The 17,349-nt window shown below is 65.4% G+C and carries 19 protein-coding genes; 12 read left to right on the top strand and 7 right to left on the bottom strand.

Going from position 1 to position 17,349, the window contains the following annotated elements; all coding sequences use genetic code 11:
* Positions 1-302: 302 nt before the first annotated feature.
* The 4 genes from BM125_RS16600 to hemW form a co-directional block, all read right to left on the bottom strand.
* Positions 303-1,478: a vWA domain-containing protein gene (locus BM125_RS16600; RefSeq protein ID WP_092410038.1), complete on the bottom strand. Its 1,176-nt coding sequence runs from the start codon at positions 1,476-1,478 to the stop codon at positions 303-305.
* Between the two features lie 7 nt (positions 1,479-1,485).
* Entirely contained in the window at positions 1,486-2,334 is an 849-nt protein-coding gene (locus BM125_RS16595) for an AAA family ATPase (protein ID WP_092410036.1), read from the bottom strand.
* A gap of 283 nt (positions 2,335-2,617) precedes the next feature.
* On the bottom strand, positions 2,618-2,806 hold the full coding sequence (locus BM125_RS16590) for a CPXCG motif-containing cysteine-rich protein (protein ID WP_092410034.1): 189 nt from the start codon (positions 2,804-2,806) through the stop codon (positions 2,618-2,620).
* Positions 2,807-2,810: 4 nt separating this feature from the next.
* A complete protein-coding gene (hemW, locus tag BM125_RS16585; protein ID WP_092410032.1) occupies positions 2,811-3,983 on the bottom strand; it encodes a radical SAM family heme chaperone HemW in 1,173 nt (390 codons plus the stop codon).
* Positions 3,984-4,132: 149 nt separating this feature from the next.
* On the opposite strand from hemW, the gene BM125_RS16580 reads away from it, so the two are divergent.
* Positions 4,133-4,978 carry an arginase family protein gene (locus BM125_RS16580; RefSeq protein WP_092410030.1) on the top strand — a complete coding sequence of 282 codons (846 nt, stop codon included), beginning with the start codon at positions 4,133-4,135 and terminating at the stop codon, positions 4,976-4,978.
* A 40-nt stretch (positions 4,979-5,018) separates the two neighbouring features.
* Here the strand turns inward: BM125_RS16580 and rdgB are convergent, their stop codons facing one another.
* Both rdgB and rph read right to left on the bottom strand, forming a co-directional pair.
* The gene (gene rdgB / locus BM125_RS16575; protein WP_092410028.1) at positions 5,019-5,624 is read right to left on the bottom strand and encodes an RdgB/HAM1 family non-canonical purine NTP pyrophosphatase; all 606 of its coding nucleotides are present in this window, start codon (positions 5,622-5,624) and stop codon (positions 5,019-5,021) included.
* Positions 5,621-6,346 (bottom strand): ribonuclease PH, encoded by a 726-nt coding sequence (gene rph, locus BM125_RS16570; RefSeq protein WP_092410026.1) that lies wholly within the window; start codon positions 6,344-6,346, stop codon positions 5,621-5,623. Before rph ends, rdgB begins: the two co-directional genes overlap by 4 nt.
* 72 nt (positions 6,347-6,418) lie before the next feature.
* Between rph and BM125_RS16565 the strand changes: the two genes are divergently transcribed.
* The 7 genes from BM125_RS16565 to BM125_RS16535 all read left to right on the top strand — a co-directional run bounded on the left by BM125_RS16565 (position 6,419) and on the right by BM125_RS16535 (position 11,132).
* Entirely contained in the window at positions 6,419-7,282 is an 864-nt protein-coding gene (locus BM125_RS16565; RefSeq protein WP_092410024.1) for a YicC/YloC family endoribonuclease, read from the top strand.
* Positions 7,283-7,284: 2 nt separating this feature from the next.
* Positions 7,285-7,902 (top strand): guanylate kinase, encoded by a 618-nt coding sequence (gmk, locus tag BM125_RS16560; protein WP_092410022.1) that lies wholly within the window; start codon positions 7,285-7,287, stop codon positions 7,900-7,902.
* A 113-nt stretch (positions 7,903-8,015) separates the two neighbouring features.
* On the top strand, positions 8,016-8,870 hold the full coding sequence (locus tag BM125_RS16555) for an ABC transporter ATP-binding protein (RefSeq protein ID WP_245778962.1): 855 nt from the start codon (positions 8,016-8,018) through the stop codon (positions 8,868-8,870).
* Positions 8,867-9,634, top strand: a complete 768-nt coding sequence (gene mlaE / locus BM125_RS16550) for a lipid asymmetry maintenance ABC transporter permease subunit MlaE (protein WP_092410018.1) — start codon at positions 8,867-8,869, stop codon at positions 9,632-9,634. The genes BM125_RS16555 and mlaE overlap by 4 nt, the downstream gene beginning before the upstream one ends.
* A 13-nt stretch (positions 9,635-9,647) precedes the next feature.
* Complete coding sequence (gene mlaD / locus BM125_RS16545) at positions 9,648-10,169, top strand: outer membrane lipid asymmetry maintenance protein MlaD (protein WP_092410016.1); 522 nt, start codon at positions 9,648-9,650, stop codon at positions 10,167-10,169.
* A 10-nt stretch (positions 10,170-10,179) separates the two neighbouring features.
* The gene (locus BM125_RS16540) at positions 10,180-10,821 is read left to right on the top strand and encodes an MlaC/ttg2D family ABC transporter substrate-binding protein (RefSeq protein ID WP_092410014.1); all 642 of its coding nucleotides are present in this window, start codon (positions 10,180-10,182) and stop codon (positions 10,819-10,821) included.
* Entirely contained in the window at positions 10,818-11,132 is a 315-nt protein-coding gene (locus tag BM125_RS16535; RefSeq protein WP_092410012.1) for an STAS domain-containing protein, read from the top strand. Before BM125_RS16540 ends, BM125_RS16535 begins: the two co-directional genes overlap by 4 nt.
* On the opposite strand, the gene BM125_RS16530 is transcribed toward BM125_RS16535, so the two are convergent.
* Entirely contained in the window at positions 11,133-11,963 is an 831-nt protein-coding gene (locus BM125_RS16530) for an MlaA family lipoprotein (protein WP_245778961.1), read from the bottom strand. It lies immediately after the preceding gene.
* A 222-nt stretch (positions 11,964-12,185) separates the two neighbouring features.
* Between BM125_RS16530 and rpoZ the strand changes: the two genes are divergently transcribed.
* The 4 genes from rpoZ (at position 12,186) to recG (ending at position 17,272) form a co-directional block, all read left to right on the top strand.
* On the top strand, positions 12,186-12,479 hold the full coding sequence (gene rpoZ / locus BM125_RS16525; protein WP_092410010.1) for a DNA-directed RNA polymerase subunit omega: 294 nt from the start codon (positions 12,186-12,188) through the stop codon (positions 12,477-12,479).
* A gap of 69 nt (positions 12,480-12,548) precedes the next feature.
* A complete protein-coding gene (locus BM125_RS16520; RefSeq protein ID WP_092410008.1) occupies positions 12,549-14,711 on the top strand; it encodes a RelA/SpoT family protein in 2,163 nt (720 codons plus the stop codon).
* 14 nt (positions 14,712-14,725) lie between these two features.
* The gene (locus BM125_RS16515; protein ID WP_092410006.1) at positions 14,726-15,112 is read left to right on the top strand and encodes a RidA family protein; all 387 of its coding nucleotides are present in this window, start codon (positions 14,726-14,728) and stop codon (positions 15,110-15,112) included.
* Positions 15,113-15,160: 48 nt separating this feature from the next.
* Complete coding sequence (recG, locus tag BM125_RS16510) at positions 15,161-17,272, top strand: ATP-dependent DNA helicase RecG (RefSeq protein ID WP_092410004.1); 2,112 nt, start codon at positions 15,161-15,163, stop codon at positions 17,270-17,272.
* The last annotated feature ends 77 nt before the right edge of the window (positions 17,273-17,349 follow it).

Here is a 17,349-nt window from a genome sequence, read left to right as displayed (position 1 = left end):
GATCAGGATCGATCGCAAGGACAACGTACCGGCTTCCCGTTTCACCCGATCGAACCGATCAGGCACCTGTGGTGGCGCGCAGTGTAGCTTAAGGGCGCGGGATTCGGGATTCGGGATTGGGGATTCGAAATAGCCCGGTATCCCGCTCCAGTCCGCAAGATTGGATCGGTCGGGTTCCGACGAACGTATTCGCAAAAGCGCGCATGCTCTCCGAATCTCGAATCTCGAATCTCGAATCCCGAATCCCGAATCCCGAATCCCGAATCCCGAATCCCGAATCCCGAATCCCGAATCCCGGCCCGCTAGCGCGCCAGGAAGCGCATCGCGTCGGCCAGTCCATGCGGCGTCAGCGGATACATCCTGTCCTCGACCAGTTCGCGCACGAGATCGGTGGAAGGTGTGTAGCGCCAGCGCTCGATCGGCGTCGGGTTGATCCAGACGAGCTTTCGGAAGTGGTTGCGCAGGCGGTGGAACCAGGCCGAACCGGGTTCCTCGTTCCAGTACTCGACGCTGCCGCCGGCGTGGGCGATCTCGTAGGGGCCCATCGCGGCATCGCCGACGAACACGACCTTGTGATCGGGGTTGTAGCGGCGCAGCAGTTCCGCAGTCGGCGTCGCTTCGTTGCTGCGTCGCAGGTTGTCGCGCCAGACGTGGTCGTAGATGAAATTGTGGAAGTAGAAATGCTCAAGGCGCTTGAACTCGGACCTGGCCGCGCCGAACAGGGCTTCGCAGGCGTAGACGTGCTCGTCCATCGAGCCGCCAACATCGAGGAACAGCAGCACCTTGACCGCGTTGTGCCGTTCTGGGCGCAGGCGGATATCGAGCATGCCGCCTTCGCGCGCGGTAGCCGAGATCGTGCCGTCCAGGTCGAGTTCCTCGGCCGCGCCCTCGCGGGCGAAGCGGCGCAGGCGACGCAGTGCGATCTTGAGGTTGCGCGGACCGAGTTCGGCGTCGCTGTCGAGATTGCGGTAGAGGCGCTGCTCCCAGACCTTGGCCGCCATGCGGCCACCGCCCTTCGACCCGACCCGAATGCCACCCGGGTGGTATCCGCCGGCGCCGAAAGGGCTGGTGCCACCGGTGCCGATCCAGCGGTTGCCGCCACTGTGACGCTCCTTTTGCTCCTCGAGACGCTTGCGGAATTCCTCCATCAGTTTTTCGAGCCCGCCGAGCGCTTCGATCTGCGCCTTCTCCTCGTCCGTGAGCAGGCGCTGCATGCCTTCACGCAGCCAATCCTCCGGGATCGCGGCGAGCTGCTCGGGCAGGATCGTGTCGACTCCGTTGAGGTAGTTGCAGAAGGCGCGATCGAAGCGGTCGAAATGGCGTTCGTCCTTGACCAGGATCGTGCGCGCGAGGCCATGCAGGGCTTCGCGATCGGCAAACGCAAGGTCGGCCTGCAGCGCCGCCATCAGGTCGAGCCATTCGCGCAGGGTCACCGGCACGCGCGCGCTGCGCAGGGCTTCGAACAGGCCGATCAGCATGGCGCCATCAGCTCCGGTTCTGGCGCCGGTGCATGAAGGCCAGGCGCTCGAGCAGCTGCACGTCCTGCTCGTTCTTGATCAGGGCGCCGTACAGCGGCGGAATGGCCTTGGCCACGTCGCGCTCGCGCAGCGCGGCGGCCGGGATCTGGTCGGCCAGCAGCAGCTTGAGCCAGTCGATCAGTTCCGAGGTCGAAGGCTTCTTCTTCAGGCCCGGCACCTCGCGCAACTCGAAGAACATTTCGAGGGCTCGGGCGACCAGGTCCTGGGCGATGCGCGGATAGTGCACGGCGACGATGCTTTCCAGGGTGGCGCGGTCCGGGAAGGCGATGTAGTGGAAGAAGCAGCGGCGCAGGAAGGCGTCCGGCAATTCCTTCTCGTTGTTGGAGGTAATGACGATGATCGGCCGATGGCGGGCGCGCACCGTCTCGCCGGTTTCGTAGACGTGGAATTCCATGCGATCGAGTTCGAGCAGAAGGTCGTTCGGGAATTCGATGTCGGCCTTGTCGATCTCGTCGATCAGGAGCACGGCGCGGCGCTCGCTGGCGAAGGCCTCCCACATCTTGCCGCGCTTGATGTAGTTGCCGACATCCTGCACGCGGGCGTCGCCGAGCTGCGAATCACGCAGGCGGCTGACCGCATCGTATTCGTACAGCCCCTGCTGGGCCTTGGTCGTCGACTTGACGTGCCAAGTGAACAGCGGCGCATCGATCGCGCGCGCCACCTCCTCGGCGAGCAGGGTCTTGCCGGTACCCGGTTCGCCCTTGATCAGCAGCGGGCGTTCTAGCGTGATCGCCGCATTGACCGCGAGCTTGAGTTCGTCGGTGGCGACGTAGCGGTCGGTGCCGGAAAATTTCATGGACAGGTTTCCCTCGTTTGCTTGACGGCAGGAGAATCGATGGAGCCGCACCAACCCGGGTTGCATCGCCATCCCGGTGCAGCACAATCATGCCCGAATCCCGAATCCCGAATCCCGAATCCCGAATCCCGAATCCCGAATCCCGAATCCCGAATCCCGAATCCCGAATCCCGAATGACACGCCGCATCCTGCGGCTTGCCCTGCGGGCCAGCTTCGCTGTTCGTTCCGACATCCTGTCTCCACAGTCCGAATCCCGAATCCCGAATCCCGAATCCCGAATCCCTATTCCCTATCCGTCGCCGTCTGCACGTCGAGCAATTCGCCCGCGTCGTCGACGCGGATGCGCACTTCGATCGGGCGGCAGCAGATTGCGCAGTCCTCGATGTAGGCCTGCGAGCCGGCCGAGCAGTCCACCGGGGATTCGAAGGTTTCGCCGCAGTAGGGGCAGTGCAGGGCGACGAATTCGAGCATGACGTCAGGCAGCCTCGGCAAGGAACAGCGATATCACGTCGTTGAGGAAGCGTTGGCCGGTCTCGGTCGTGCGCAGCATCTGGTCGGACTCGATCAGCCATCCCCTGCTGCGCGCATCGGTCAGTATCGGGGCGATGGCGGCCATTCCAAGACCGGTGCGCTCGGTGAATTCGACTGCCGGTACCCCCTCGACCAGGCGCAGGGCATTCATCATGTACTCGAACGGCAGGTCCAGCGCGGCCAGTGTGGCCTCGCTGGCAATGGCGCGCGGCTGGCCGGCGTTCTCCAGGTAGGCGCGTGGCGTGCGCTGCTTGGCCCGGCGTCGGATGCTGCCGGTGGCGGGGTCGGTGAACTTGCCGTGGGCGCCTGCACCGATGCCGAGATAGTCGCCGAATTGCCAGTAGTTGAGGTTGTGCCGCGATCGTCGCCCGTCCCTGGCGTACGCGGAAATCTCGTACTGCGCATAACCGGCAGCGGCGAGCAGTCGCTGGCAGTGCTCCTGCATGTCCCAGGCGGCGTCGCTGTCCGGCAGGATCGGCGGTTGCGACGCGAATGCGGTATTCGGTTCGATCGTCAGCTGGTAGTGCGAGATGTGGGTCGGACCCAGGGCAATGGCCTGCTCGATATCACGACTGGCGCCGGCCAGGTCCTGTCCTGGTAGCGCGTACATCAGGTCGATGTTGAAGTTGTCGAAGCCGGCATCGCGCGCCTCGCCAACCGCGTGGATCGCGTCGCTGGCCGAATGGATGCGGCCGAGCCGGTGCAGTTTCCCGTCATCGAAACTCTGCACGCCGAAACTGATGCGGTTGACTCCGGCCGCCCGATAGCCATCGAACCGGCCATGCTCGACCGTGCCAGGGTTCGCCTCGAGGGTCGTCTCAATGCCCGCTTCGAACGGCAGACGCTGGCGCACCCCATCGAGGATCCGCGCGATCGAAGCCGGGGAAAACAGGCTCGGCGTGCCGCCGCCGAAGAAAATGCTGTGCAGGGGGCGGGTCCTTGTGGCGTCGCCGAAGTCGGCAAGATCGCGATCGAGATCGGCCAGCAGGGCCGCGACGTAGTCAACTTCGGGCAGGCCACCGACCTGGGCATGCGAGTTGAAGTCGCAGTACGGGCATTTCTTCACGCACCAAGGGATGTGGATGTAAAGCGCAAGGGGAGGAGGAACTAGGGGCATCGGCAGTATTGTAAGCGCTGTCGGCATCTTCGATCGCACGGACACCGCAATTGCCACGGAAACCGCGACGGCGCCCGAGTCGCACGGGTCTCACCCGCTGCGAGGCGTGTCCCAGATCATGGATCTTCTTGGGTAGCAGGGGAGTCTCGATGAAGGTCGTCTACGACGAGCGAATGGTTGCCGATGCACAATCCTTTTCGCCGAGCGCGCGCAAGCCGCGCGAAGTGATGGCCTCGTGGCGGCGGCGGTTTCCCGTGCTCGAAGTGGTCGCACCGGTGCCGGTGACGATCGCGCAGTTGTGTCTTGCCCACGATGCGGAGTATGTCGGCGGCGTGCTCGCCTTGCGCAAGGCCAACGGCTTCGGCAACCATCTGCCGGAGGTGGCGGCCAGTCTGCCGTGGACCAGTGGGGCGATGCTCGGCGCGGCCCGTCTGGCCCTCGAGGACAGCTGCGCAGTGGCGCCGGTCTCGGGCTTCCACCATGCCGGCTATGACGAAGGCGGCGGCTTCTGCACGTTCAATGGGTTGATGGTGGCTGCGCGGGTCCTGCGCGAGGAACGGTCGGTGCGCCGGGTCGGCATCCTCGATTTCGACCAGCACTATGGCAACGGCACCAGCGACATCATTCGCCAGCTCGGCCTGCACTGGGTCGAGCACTACTCCGCCGGGGCCTGGTGGGATCGGCCGGACCAGGCACAGGCGTTTCTCGATGAGATTCCGACCGTTCTGCAGCGCTTTGCCCGCTGCGACCTGCTGCTCTACCAGGCCGGTGCCGACCCACACTTCGATGATCCGCTCGGCGGCTGGCTCGACACGGCACAGCTGCGCGAACGCGACCGGCGTGTCTTCAGCGGCTGCGTTGCGATGGGCCTGCCGGTGGCCTGGAACCTGGCGGGTGGCTACCAGACCCCTCTGCGTCGGGTTCTCGACATTCACGACAACACGATGCTTGAGTGCCTGTCTGCGTTTGCCGATGGCGCGGAAAATTCGAACTGATCCGGCAATGGTCGGGGTCACGAGTCCTGCGGTGGCGCGCCTACAGCGGGGCGATTTCCGTATGGCCAAGTGCTTCGCGCAATCGGGCCAGGGCCTGGCCGCGATGGCTGATGCGGTTCTTTACTGCGGGGTCAAGTTCGGCGGCACTGCATTCGTGCTTGGGGTCGAAGAACACCGGATCGTAGCCGAAGCCGCCGTGGCCGCGCGGGGTTGAAAGGATGCGCCCGTGCCAGCGGCCCTCGGCGACCAGCGGCATCGGATCCTCGGCGTGCAGCAGCAACACGATGACACAGAAGAAGTGCGCGTTGCGGGCGGACTCGGGGATTCCTTCGAGTTCGGCCAGCAGCCTCGCGATATTGGCCGCGCTGTCCCCATGGCGCCCGGCATAACGAGCCGAATAGAGTCCGGGCGCGCCATCGAGCGCGTCCACACAGAGGCCCGAGTCGTCGCCAAGCGCGGGGAGGCCGCTCTGGCGCGACGCATGGCGTGCCTTGAGGATCGCGTTCTCGACGAAGGTCGACGCGGTTTCCTCCGCATCGGCGATGCCGAGCCCGGCTTGGGCGACCAGCTCGATATCGAGGTCGCCGAGCAACTCGCGCATTTCAACGAGCTTGCCGGCGTTGCCGCTGGCGAGGACCAGTTTCATGTCGCCAGGGCTTGCCGCTGCATTTCGCATAGATCGGCCACACCCTTGCTGGCGAGCACGAGCAGGGCATCGAGCTCTTCGCGCCGGAACGCGTGGCCTTCGGCGGTGCCCTGGATCTCGATGAAGCCGCCACCTTCGTTCATGACCACGTTCATGTCGGTATCGCAGGTCGAGTCCTCGGCGTAGTCGAGATCGAGCACAGGGACGCCGTTCCAGACGCCGACCGAGACCGCGGCGACGGCGCCAACGACCGGATCGCGTTTGAGCAGGCGCCGCTGCTTGAGTCCGTTGATGGCGTCGATCAGGGCCACGTAGGCGCCTGTGATCGCCGCCGTACGCGTGCCGCCATCGGCCTGCAGCACGTCGCAATCGAGGGTGATCGTGCGTTCACCGAGTGCCGCACGGTCGATGCAGGCTCGCAGGCTGCGACCGATCAGGCGCTGGATTTCCATGGTCCGGCCACCCTGGCCGCCGCGGGCAGCCTCGCGCTGGGTGCGTTCCTGGGTCGCCCTCGGCAACATGCCGTACTCGGCCGTGATCCAGCCCTCGCCCTTGCCGCGCAGGAAGCCCGGGACCTTCTCCTCGACGCTGGCCGTGCAGAGGACGCGGGTGTCGCCGAACGAGACCAGTACCGAGCCTTCGGCATGGCGGGTGAATCGGCGTTCGAGGGTAATGGGGCGCAACTGATCGGGCGCGCGGCCGCTGGGGCGCTGCAGGTTCATCAACAGAATGGGCTTTGGCAATCGGGCCGCGCAGTTTACCATTGCCGGCCCTGTCACCGATGGACCGGCACCATGATTCGCAGCATGACGGCCTTCGCCAGCGCAGAATGCGAGACCGCGCATGGCAACCTGAGCATCGAACTGCGCTCGGTCAATCATCGCTACCTGGAACTCAGCCCGCGCCTCCCGGACGACCTTCGCGGCTTCGAACCGCAGTTGCGCGAGACCCTTGCCGCCCGGCTTTCCCGCGGCAAGGTCGACATCAACGTGCGCCTGAAGACGACGGCTACGCGCACCGCCACGCTCGATGTCGACGAGGATCTGCTGGGCCGCCTGGCCGAGAAGGCCCAGTCCCTGGCTGGCCGTTTCCCGGCCCTGCGTGTCGATTTTTCCGGCTTGCTCGGCTGGCCCGGCGTGCTACGCGAGCAAACCGCCGACGCCGAAGGCCTGCAGACAGCGGCGGCCGCCGTGCTCAAGCAGGCCCTGGATGGCCTCGTCGCCACGCGCGAGCGCGAAGGTGCGCGTCTGGCCGTGTTCCTGCGCGAACGTCTGGACGGCATCGAAGCGATCGTCGCTGCGGTGCGCGAACACCTGCCCGAAGTGCGGATCGCCGCGCGCGCGCGCCTCGACCAGCGCCTTTCCGAAATCAAGCAACCAGCCGATCCTGGGCGCATCGAGCAGGAGATCGTGCTGCAACTGCAGCGCATGGATGTCGACGAGGAACTCGATCGGCTGGCTTCGCACATCGCCGAAGCGCGGCGCATATTCGGCATGAGCGAAGCGGTCGGGCGGCGCCTGGATTTCCTCATGCAGGAGTTCAATCGCGAAGCCAATACGCTTGGCTCCAAGGCCGCCGACCCGCGCACGACCCAGGCTGCGGTCGAGCTCAAGGTGCTGATCGAGCAAATGCGCGAACAAGTGCAGAACCTGGAATAGCCGTGTCAGGCACCCTGTACATCATCGCTGCACCGTCCGGCGCCGGAAAGACCAGCCTGGTCAAGGCCCTGCTTGAACGCGAACCGGATATCGCGCTGTCCGTGTCCTACACGTCGCGCATGCCACGGGCCAGCGAAATCGATGGCCAGCATTATCATTTCGTCTCGCGCCAGGTTTTCGAGCACATGGCCGAGGCCGGCGCATTTTTTGAGTACGCCAATGTGCACGGCGACTACAAGGGCACCGCGCGCGCGGCCGTCGAGCCACTGCTGGCGGCCGGCCGCGACGTACTGCTCGAAATCGACTGGCAGGGCGCCCAGCAGGTACGTGCGCAGTGGCCGGAGTCGCTGAGCATCTTCATCCTGCCGCCCTCGCGTGCCGAGCTCGAGCGGCGCCTGCGTCATCGTGCTTCCGACAGCGCCGAGCAGATCGCCCGCCGGATTGCCGACTCGAGGATCGAGATCGGCCACGCGGCGGAATTCGACTTCATTGTCATCAACGATGATTTCGCCACCGCGATCAACGATTTGCGCTCGATATTCGCGGCGCGTCGGCTGCGCTGCGAAGCCCAGTTGAATCGCCACGCAAGCCTGCTCGACGATCTGCTGAAGCCGGCCTGAGCAGCCTGGCGGGGCCCGCTGGTGGAGCAAGCATCGCTTCGGATAAGGTAGCCGATTGCCTCGCTGCGCCGGCTCCACCCGAGCTTTCACCAACGACCTCGACATACCATAGCGTGAACGCCAGACCCGACCATAACCCCGACCAGCCCCCGGCGACCGACAGCCCTGCCTACGTGCGCGTGCGTGGCGTCCGAACAGTGCTCGGGGGCAAGACCATCTTCGATGGGCTCGACCTCGACATTCCGCGTGGCAAGATCACGGCCGTGATGGGGCCGAGCGGCACCGGCAAGACCACCTTGTTGCGACACATCACGGGACAGTTGCCTGTCGATGCCGGCGAGATCCGGGTCGACGGCCGCAATCTTGCCGAGCTGTCGCGCAACCAGCTCTTCGAACTGCGCGAGACGATTGGTTACCTGTTCCAGAATTCGGCCCTGCTGACCGATTTCAGCGTATTCGAGAACGTCGCGTTTCCGCTGCGCCAGCACCTGCGCCTGCCCGAGGAGATCGTGCGCAATATCGTCCTGACCCGGCTTCAGGCGGTCGGCTTGCGCGGCGCCGCCGAGTTGATGCCGGCGGAGCTTTCGGGTGGCATGGCGCGTCGTGTCGCCCTGGCCCGCGCGATCGTGCGCGACCCCGGATTGATGATCTACGACGAGCCCTTTGTAGGACTCGACCCGATCGCCCTGAACCAGGTCCTCAAGCTGATCCGGACCCTGAACGACACGCTTGGCATCACCAGCGTGCTGGTCGCCCATGAGTTCGCGGCCGTGCGCCGCGCGGCCGATTGGGTCTACCTGATCGCGGGTGGCAAGGTGGCCGCGCAGGGCCATCCGGAGGAACTGGCCGAACGCGACTCGCCATGGACCCGCCAGTTCTTTGGTGGCGAGGCGGACGGGCCGGTGCCCTTCCAGTACCCGGCGCGCGACTATGCCGCCGATCTCGGCTTCCAGGCAGGTGGCGCATGAGCCAGGCACGCAAGCAGCTTGCAATCGGCGACGCCCTGGCCCAGGTCGGCGCGGCCGGGCTGTTCCTGTTCTCGATTCTGGCGGCGATTCCGGGGAGCCTCAGGCACGTCCGGGAAACCCTGCGCCAGATCTGGTTCGTTGGCGCCATGAGCCTGGTCATTATCATGACCTGCGGGCTGTTCGTCGGCATGGTCCTGTCCCTCCAGCTCTACTACACCCTGGCCAAGTTCGGCGGTACCGCCGCGCTCGGCACGGTTGTCGCACTGTCGCTGTTCCGCGAGCTCGGGCCGGTCGTCACGGCGCTGCTGTTCGCCGGTCGCGCGGGCACGTCGATTACCGCCGAGATCGGCCTCATGCGCGCCACGGACCAGCTCTCGGCGATGGAAATGATGGCCGTGGACCCGCTGGCCTACGTGGTCGCCCCGCGATTCATCGCCGGCGTCGTGGCCATGCCGCTGCTGGCCTGCATCTTCAACGCACTCGGCATCCTCGGCGCGCACGCCGTCGGGGTCAGCTGGCTGGGTCTCGACAACGGCACGTTCTGGGGCAACATGACGGCCAACGTCGAGGTCTGGAGCGATCTCGTCAATGGCGTCTGGAAGAGCGCCGCATTCGGCGCCGTAGTGGCGCTTATAGCCACCTTCCAGGGCTACACCACGCCGCCAACCAGCGAGGGCGTCGCCTATGCCACGACCCGTACCGTCGTTTCATCCTCGATCACCGTGCTCGCCCTCGACTTCGTGATGACCGCTTTCCTGATGTGACCGGACCCGACCCATGACCCAACCCAGACGTTCTTTCCAGATCGGCACCGGCCTGTTCATCCTGCTCGGCTTTGCCGCGTTGGCTTACCTGGCCACGCAGACGACCTCGGTCGCCAACTACAGCCAGGGCGACAGCTACGCGATCAAGGCCAAGTTCAGCAATATCGGCCAGCTCAAGGTGCGCGCGCCGGTCAAGCTGGCTGGTGTGCGCATCGGTTCGGTGCAGTCGATCGAGCTCGACCAGACGACCCTTGATGCCGTGGTCCGCATCGGCATCGAGCGCCGGTTCGATGAAATCCCCGACGACTCGGCGGCGGCCATATTCACCAGCGGTTTACTCGGCGATCAGTACGTTGGCATCCAGCCAGGCGGTTCGCCGGTCATGTTCAAGGACGGCGATGAAGTCATCCTGACCCAGTCCTCGATGCAGCTCGAGGACCTGATCGGCAAGTTTCTGGTCAGTGGCGACAATTCGAAGAAGTCGCCTGCCACGGACGCCTCGTCGCCGGTGCAGGCGCAACCTGAAAATCCCTAGGAGATCCGCGATGCGGCGTTTCAATTCATGGATGTTGGCCCTGCTGGCCGGCATGGTGTTGGCCCTCCCGGCCGCGGCGGCGGAAATGGCCCCGGCAAAAGTCGTGCAGAAGATCGCCGACGACCTCGCCAACAGCATCGGCGCGCAGCGCGAGGAGCTCAAGAAGGACCACGAAAAGCTGATCAGCGAGATCGATGCGATCCTGCTGCCACATTTCGACATCGATTACGCATCCCTGCTGGTGCTCGGGCGCAATGCGCGCGCGGCCAGCCCGGAACAGCGCTCGCGCTTCGCCAAGGCGTTCTACAACTCGATCGCGCACCGCTATGCCGAAGGCCTGCTCAACTACACGCGTGGCAATGTGCGCGTGCTGCCTTTCAATGGCGAGCTCAATGACAAGCGCACGATCGTACGCACGGAAGTCGTGCTGGACGACGGCAAGACGGTCGCGGTCGACTACGCGTTCCGCAAGACGTCCTCGGGCGAGTGGAAGGCCTACGACGTCATCATCGAGGGCATTTCGTACATCACCAACTATCGCAATCAGGTGACCGCCGAAATCCAGGCGAGCAGTCTCGACTCGCTGATCACGCGGCTCGAGACCCAGGGTGAGAAGGCCCTGGAGAGTCTCGAAAAGAAGGGCGGAGCGTGAGCGAACGCTTCACCCTGGAGCATCGATCGGACACGCAGGCCCGGGTTTGCGGACGCATCGATGTCGACAACGCGGCGCGCGCGCTGGCCGCCGGAGAGCCTCTCTCCGTGGCGCGCGGACGCCTCGAGATCGACCTCAAGGACTTGCAGAGCGCCGACAGCGTGACCCTCGCCGTGCTGCTGGCCTGGTCGGCGCGGGCCCGCCGCAGCGGCGGCGAACTGGTTTACCGCGATGTCTCCCCGCGCCTGCGCTCGATCGCGCACCTGAGCGACGCCGAGGGCCTGCTCGGTATCGAAAGCCGGGACAACTGATCAGCGCGTCTGCTGGCCGTCCGATTCGTTCTTGTTTTTCTCGTATTCCCGCTGCTGTTCGAGCAGGGAATCGATGTCGTCCTGGTCGATGCCCTGCAACTGGTCGATGGCCTCGATCGGCGGTTCGCCGTCGTAGATCAGGTAGAGGCGGCGCTGGCGGTAGGCATCGCGGTAGAAGACGTAGGGGTCATAGGCGCCCTCGACGAGATTCTCGGCGTCGATCGCGCTGGCCCGCAGGGTGACCAGGAACATCAGGTTGGGCCAGTGCTGCTGGCCATATTTGAAGTCGTGGTTGCGCGCATAGCGCGACATCGGGTCGAAGAAATAGCTGTCGACCGGCATGCGCCAGATGTCGCGAGCCGTCGTCGATCCGATCAGCGGCAGGACCAGGTAGGGGCCTTCACCGACCCCCCATTTTGCCAGGGTGGCGCCGAAATCCGTTTCCTGGGGCGGCAGACGCATCTGGCTGGCCGGGTCGAAGAAGCCGAGGAATCCGACGGTGGTGTTGATCACGAACCGACCGGTGCCCTTCAGTGCATCCTTGAGTTCGCCTTGCAGCGCGTCATTGGCGATCGTGATCGGCATGCGGATGTTGGCGAAGAAGTTGCTCAGCACACGGCGCACATTGGGCGTCGTCACCTTGCGATAGGCCACTGCAGTCGGCCGGATCACCGCATTGTCGACCTTGACATTGAAGGCGTAGACCTTGCGGTTGAACTTTTCCCAGGGGTCGTCCGTTCGCGGCTTGCCGATCGTGCAACCGGCCAGGGCCAGCAGGAAAACGCCAAGCAGTCCCTTGCGGAGCATGGCCTTGTTGGGGGCGTGACGCATCGTGGGTTTTCCTGTCCAGCCTTCCATGTTCACCGGTGCCCGGTTGCCGCCATCGGTGCGGATGGCCAATTCGCGCAGGGTATGCGAAATGGGGCAACTCGTCACGGATGCAAGGGCAGGATTCAGGTTCCGGCCCGATCCTTGTTTGCACTGCACAATTCGGCACCGCTACAATACCCGCCAAACCGGTGTTGCATCGATTTCTCAAGAGGCTAGGCAAAGATGGCGCGTATTACCGTAGAAGATTGTCTTTCGGTCGTGGACAACCGATTCGAACTCGTGTTGATGGCGACCAAGCGAGCGCGTCAATTGGCCAAGGGTGCGGACCCCACGATCGACGCGCTCAACGACAAGCCGACCGTCGTCTCGCTGCGTGAGATCGCCGCGCGCAAGGTCGACCAGGGCATGATCGACGAGATCGATCGCCAGACCCGCGAGCGGGCCGAGCGCGAAGCGCTTGAATGGGCCGCGGCCGAGGTCGACGACGATCTGGCCAAGGTGGGCGACGACCTGTAACTTTTCGGTGTCCCGCTGCCGATTCCGCCTTCCCGCGGCGGATTGACCCGACGCGACAGCGAGGTGGCAATGAAGGCAGCGGCGGATTCGCGAACGACCCGGCGAGGCAAGGTTCCCGCCTACCTGCTTGCGCTCGAGGACAAGTTGGCCGGCTACCTGACCGATGAGCAGGTGGCCCGCGTTCGCCGCGCCTACGAAGTGGGCGCGCTCGCCCACAAGGGCCAGACCCGCAAGAGCGGCGAGCCCTATATCACCCATCCCGTTGCCGTGGCCGGCATCCTCGCCGAACTCGGCATGGATGCGGAAACGATCATCGCCGCGATCCTGCACGATACCCTCGAGGACACCCAGCTCAAGGCCGACGAGCTGACCGCGGAATTCGGCGAAACGGTCAGCGAACTGGTCGATGGCGTCACCAAGCTCGACAAGCTGCATTTCAAGAGCCGCCAGGAAGCGGCGGCCGAAAGCTTCCGCAAGATGCTGCTGGCCATGGCCCGCGACCTGCGCGTGATCCTGATCAAGCTGGCCGACCGCCTGCACAACATGCGGACGCTCGGATCCATGGAGGCGTCGTCGCGGCGGCGTATCGCGCTGGAAACGCTCGAGATCTATGCGCCGATCGCCCAGCGTCTCGGCATGAACCGGTTCAAGGCCGAATTGCAGGATCTCGGCTTCCGGGCCATGTACCCGGACCGTCATCGGGTCATTTCCGCGCGCATCCGGACCGCCCTCGGCAACCGACGCGAAGCCATGGCCAAGATCGAGGCGGCCCTCGACGCGCGTCTCGAAGCGGAAGGCATCCCGCACCGCACGGTCAGCAGGATCAAGTCGGCCTACAGCATCTATCGCAAGATGCGCACCGAACAAAAATCCTTCGCCCAGGTCATGGATGTCTACGGATTTCGCGTCGTCGTGGATACGGTGATGCAGTGCTACCAGGCCCTTGGCGCGGTGCATTCCCTGTACAAGCCGCTGGATGGGCGCTTTCGTGATTTCATCGCGATACCCAAGGCGAACGGCTACCAATCGCTGCACACGGTGCTGTTCGGCTCGTTCGGCGAGCCGATCGAGATCCAGATCCGAACCGAGGACATGGATGCGGTGGCCGATCGCGGCGTCGCCGCGCACTGGGCCTACAAGAGTGATTCGGCGCCGGCCAACAGCGCGCAGAGCCGGGCCCGCGAATGGGTGTCGAGCCTGGTCGACACGCAGAACCGCACGCCGTCCTCGCTCGAGTTCATCGAGAGCGTCAAGGTCGACCTGTTTCCCGATGAGGTCTACCTGTTCACGCCGCGCGGGCAGATCCTCGCCCTGCCGCGTAACGCGACGGCCCTGGACTTCGCCTACGCCGTGCACACCGATGTCGGCAGCCACGCCGTGGCCGCGCGCATCGACAAGAAGCTCGCTCCGCTGCGTACGCGCCTGAGCAGCGGCCAGTCGGTCGAGATCATCACCGCACCGTCCGCCGTGCCAAGTACGCAGTGGCTGGAATGGGTGGTCAGCGCGAAGGCGCGCACGGCGATCCGCCACTTCCTCAAGCGCCTGCAGCACGAGGACGCGATCGAGCTCGGGCATCGCATGCTCGATCGCGCCATGGATGCGCTCGGCGCATCGCTCGAAGTGCTGCCGCCGAACCAGTTGACCCGCTATCTAGAGGAGAACAAGCTGCGGGCGCTGGAGGACCTGCTCGCCGACATCGCGCTGGGCAACCGGACTGCCGATCAGGTCGCCCGCTCGCTCTTGCAGCTGCACGACGAAGCGCTGGCCGGCCTGCGCGCGCACGCCGTGGAAAAGATCCTGATCACCGGCGCGGAGCGCGGTGTGCTGAGCTTCGGCAATTGCTGCCATCCGGTTCCGGGCGATGAAATCATGGGTTACCTGTCGGCTGGCAAGGGCATCGTCGTGCATCGCCTCGAGTGCCCGAACATGGCCGAATTCCGCAAGTCGCCCGAGCGCTGCGTCGAGATCGCCTGGGATACCAGCGTCAGCGGCGACTACCGGGTGGAGTTGCGCATCATCGTCGCCAACAAGCCGGGTGTGCTGGCCCAGGTCGCCGCCGCGGTCGCCCAGGCCAACTCCAATATCGAAAACGTCGAATACAAGGAGCGCGACCTGATGAGCGCGACCCTGCTGTTCACGATCGAGGTCACCAGCCGCAAGCATCTGGCCGATGTCATGCGTGGCGTGCGCCGGCTGGCGGTCGTCAACGCCGTCTATCGCCATCCTGTCTGATCGAGGAACCGTCCATGTCAAACCGTCGAATATTCCATTCCGAGCGAGCGCCAAAGGCGATCGGCCCCTATTCCCAGGCCGTTCAGGCCGGCAACACGGTGTATCTGTCCGGCCAGACGCCACTGCATCCGGATACCGGCGAATTGGTCGCGGGCGACATCAGTGCGCAGGCGCGCCAGGTATTCGAGAATCTCAAGGCCGTGCTCGGCGCAGCCGGCCTTTCGTTCGAGCACGTCGTGCGGGTCGGCATCTATCTGACCGATCTGGGCGATTTCGCCGCGGTCAACGAAGTCATGAAGCAGTACTTCAGCGAGCCCTACCCGGCGCGATCGACGATCGGGGTGGCCGCCCTGCCGCGCGCCGCGCAGGTCGAGGTCGATCTGGTCGCAGTCATCGACTGATCCCGCGACGTCCTTCGCGAACGTCGCTGCGGCCGGTATCCTTGGCGGATGCCCCGCAACCTGACCAGCACCGGCGAGCAGAACATGGCAGACGCCGGCCTGGCACCGGTTTCGGCGTTGCCCGGGGTTGGTCCGGTACTCGCCGCGGCACTTGAGCGGATCGGCATAACGCGCATCCAGGATCTCTGGTTCCACCTGCCGCTGCGCTACGAGGACCGCACCCGGCTGACCCCGATTCGCGACCTGCGCGTCGGTGAGTCGGCCCAGGTCGAGGGCACGATCGAAGCGGTCGAGCGCGGGTTCCGCTTCCGGCCCCAGTTGCGCGTGGTCATCAGTGATGACAGTCGTTCGATGCTGTGTCTGCGCTTTTTCAACTTTCGCCGGGCCCAGGTTGAACAGCTCCAGCCCGGCACCCGCCTGCGTTGCTACGGAATGGTTCGCCACGGCGCCCACGGCGCGGAGATCGTGCATCCGCAATACCAGCGTCTCGCCGCTGCCGGAGTGGAGGTCGCCGAGAGCCTGACGCCGATCTATCCGACCACCGAGGGGCTCGGCCAGAAGCGCATTGGCAGCCTCATCGCGCTGGCCCTCGAACGCTTGCCTGCGGATGACGAACTCGAGCTGATCCCGGCGTCGTTGCGCGCGCCGCTGCACATGATCTCGTTGCGCGAGGCGCTGCTCCGCGTCCACCAGCCGCCCGCCGATTCGGATGTCCAGGCCCTCGGTGCCGGCCGGCATCCGGCGCAAATCCGGCTTGCCTTCGAGGAACTGCTGACCCATCACCTGAGCCTCAAGCGCCTGCGCGCGAGTGTTCGCGAGCACGGTGCGCCGCGCCTGGCTGGCGACGGATCACTGCGCAAGGCGCTGCTCGATGCGTTGCCTTTCGCCCTGACCGGCGCGCAACGCAGGGTCAGTGCGGAAATCGCCCACGACCTCGCCCAGGCCGAACCAATGCTGCGGCTCGTGCAGGGCGACGTTGGCTCGGGCAAGACCATCGTTGCCGCCTGGGCGGCCATGGCTGCGGTCGAATCGGGCTTCCAGGTGGCGCTGATGGCGCCCACCGAACTGCTCGCCGAGCAGCACCTGCGCAACCTGGCGGCCTGGCTGGCCCCACTCGGCATCGAGCCGGTCTGGCTCGCCGGCAAGGTCAAGGGCAAGGCGCGCAGCGCGGCGCTCGAGGCGCTGGCCAGGGATGCGCAGGTCGTGGTCGGTACGCACGCCTTGATGCAGCAGGGCGTGGCTTTCCGCAATCTCGGCCTCGTCATCATCGACGAACAGCACCGGTTCGGCGTGCACCAGCGCCTGGCCCTGCGCGACAAGGGCAGGGAGGGCGCCCGCGTGCCGCATCAGCTGGTTCTCACGGCGACGCCGATTCCGCGCACGCTGGCCATGACCGCCTATGCCGACCTCGACGTGTCGGTGATCGACGAGCTGCCCCCCGGACGCACGCCGGTGGCAACGGTCGCGCTATCCTCGGCTCGTCGCGAGGAGGTCATCGAGCGCATCCGCCTGGCCTGCGCCGAGGGTCGCCAGGTGTACTGGGTCTGCACCCTGATCGAGGAAACCGAACTCCTCGAGGCGCAGGCCGCCGAAGTCGCCCATGCCGAACTTTCGTCGCATCTGCAGGGCCTCGAAATCGGGCTCGTGCATGGTCGGCTCAAGCCGGCCGAAAAACAGAAGGTGATGGACGCGTTCCGCGCCGGTCGGTGCGCCTTGCTGGTGGCGACCACGGTCATCGAGGTCGGCGTCGACGTGCCCAACGCGAGCCTGATGGTGATCGAGAATGCCGAACGGCTCGGCCTCGCCCAGCTGCATCAATTGCGTGGCCGGGTAGGGCGCGGCAGTCAGGCCTCGACCTGTGTGCTGCTCTATCAGCCGCCGCTGTCCGCGCTGGCCCGCGAACGGCTCACGGCCATGCGCGAAACCAGCGACGGATTCGTGATTGCCGAAAAGGACCTGCAATTGCGGGGTCCGGGCGAGTTGCTCGGCACGCGCCAGACCGGCCGCCTCGAGTTCCGGGTCGCCGACCTCGCCCGCGATGCGTCGATGCTGCCGCAGGTGCAACAGGTCGGATCAGCCATGCTGGCCGATCACCCGCAATCCTGTGAGCGCCTGGTCAGTCGCTGGATCGGTGGCATGGCGCGCTTTGCCGGAGCCTGAGCCGGGCGCCGCCAGCCCGCGCGGCCATCGGCCAAGCGCGGACACCCGAGCGTGTTTCTGGAACAATCGCGTTCCTT

It is taken from the genome of Dokdonella immobilis, assembly GCF_900115085.1.
GTDB classification, from domain to species: Bacteria; Pseudomonadota; Gammaproteobacteria; order Xanthomonadales; family Rhodanobacteraceae; genus Dokdonella; species Dokdonella immobilis.
The sequence above is the reverse complement of the archived record's forward strand: the minus strand, read 5'-3'. Positions and strand labels throughout refer to the sequence as shown.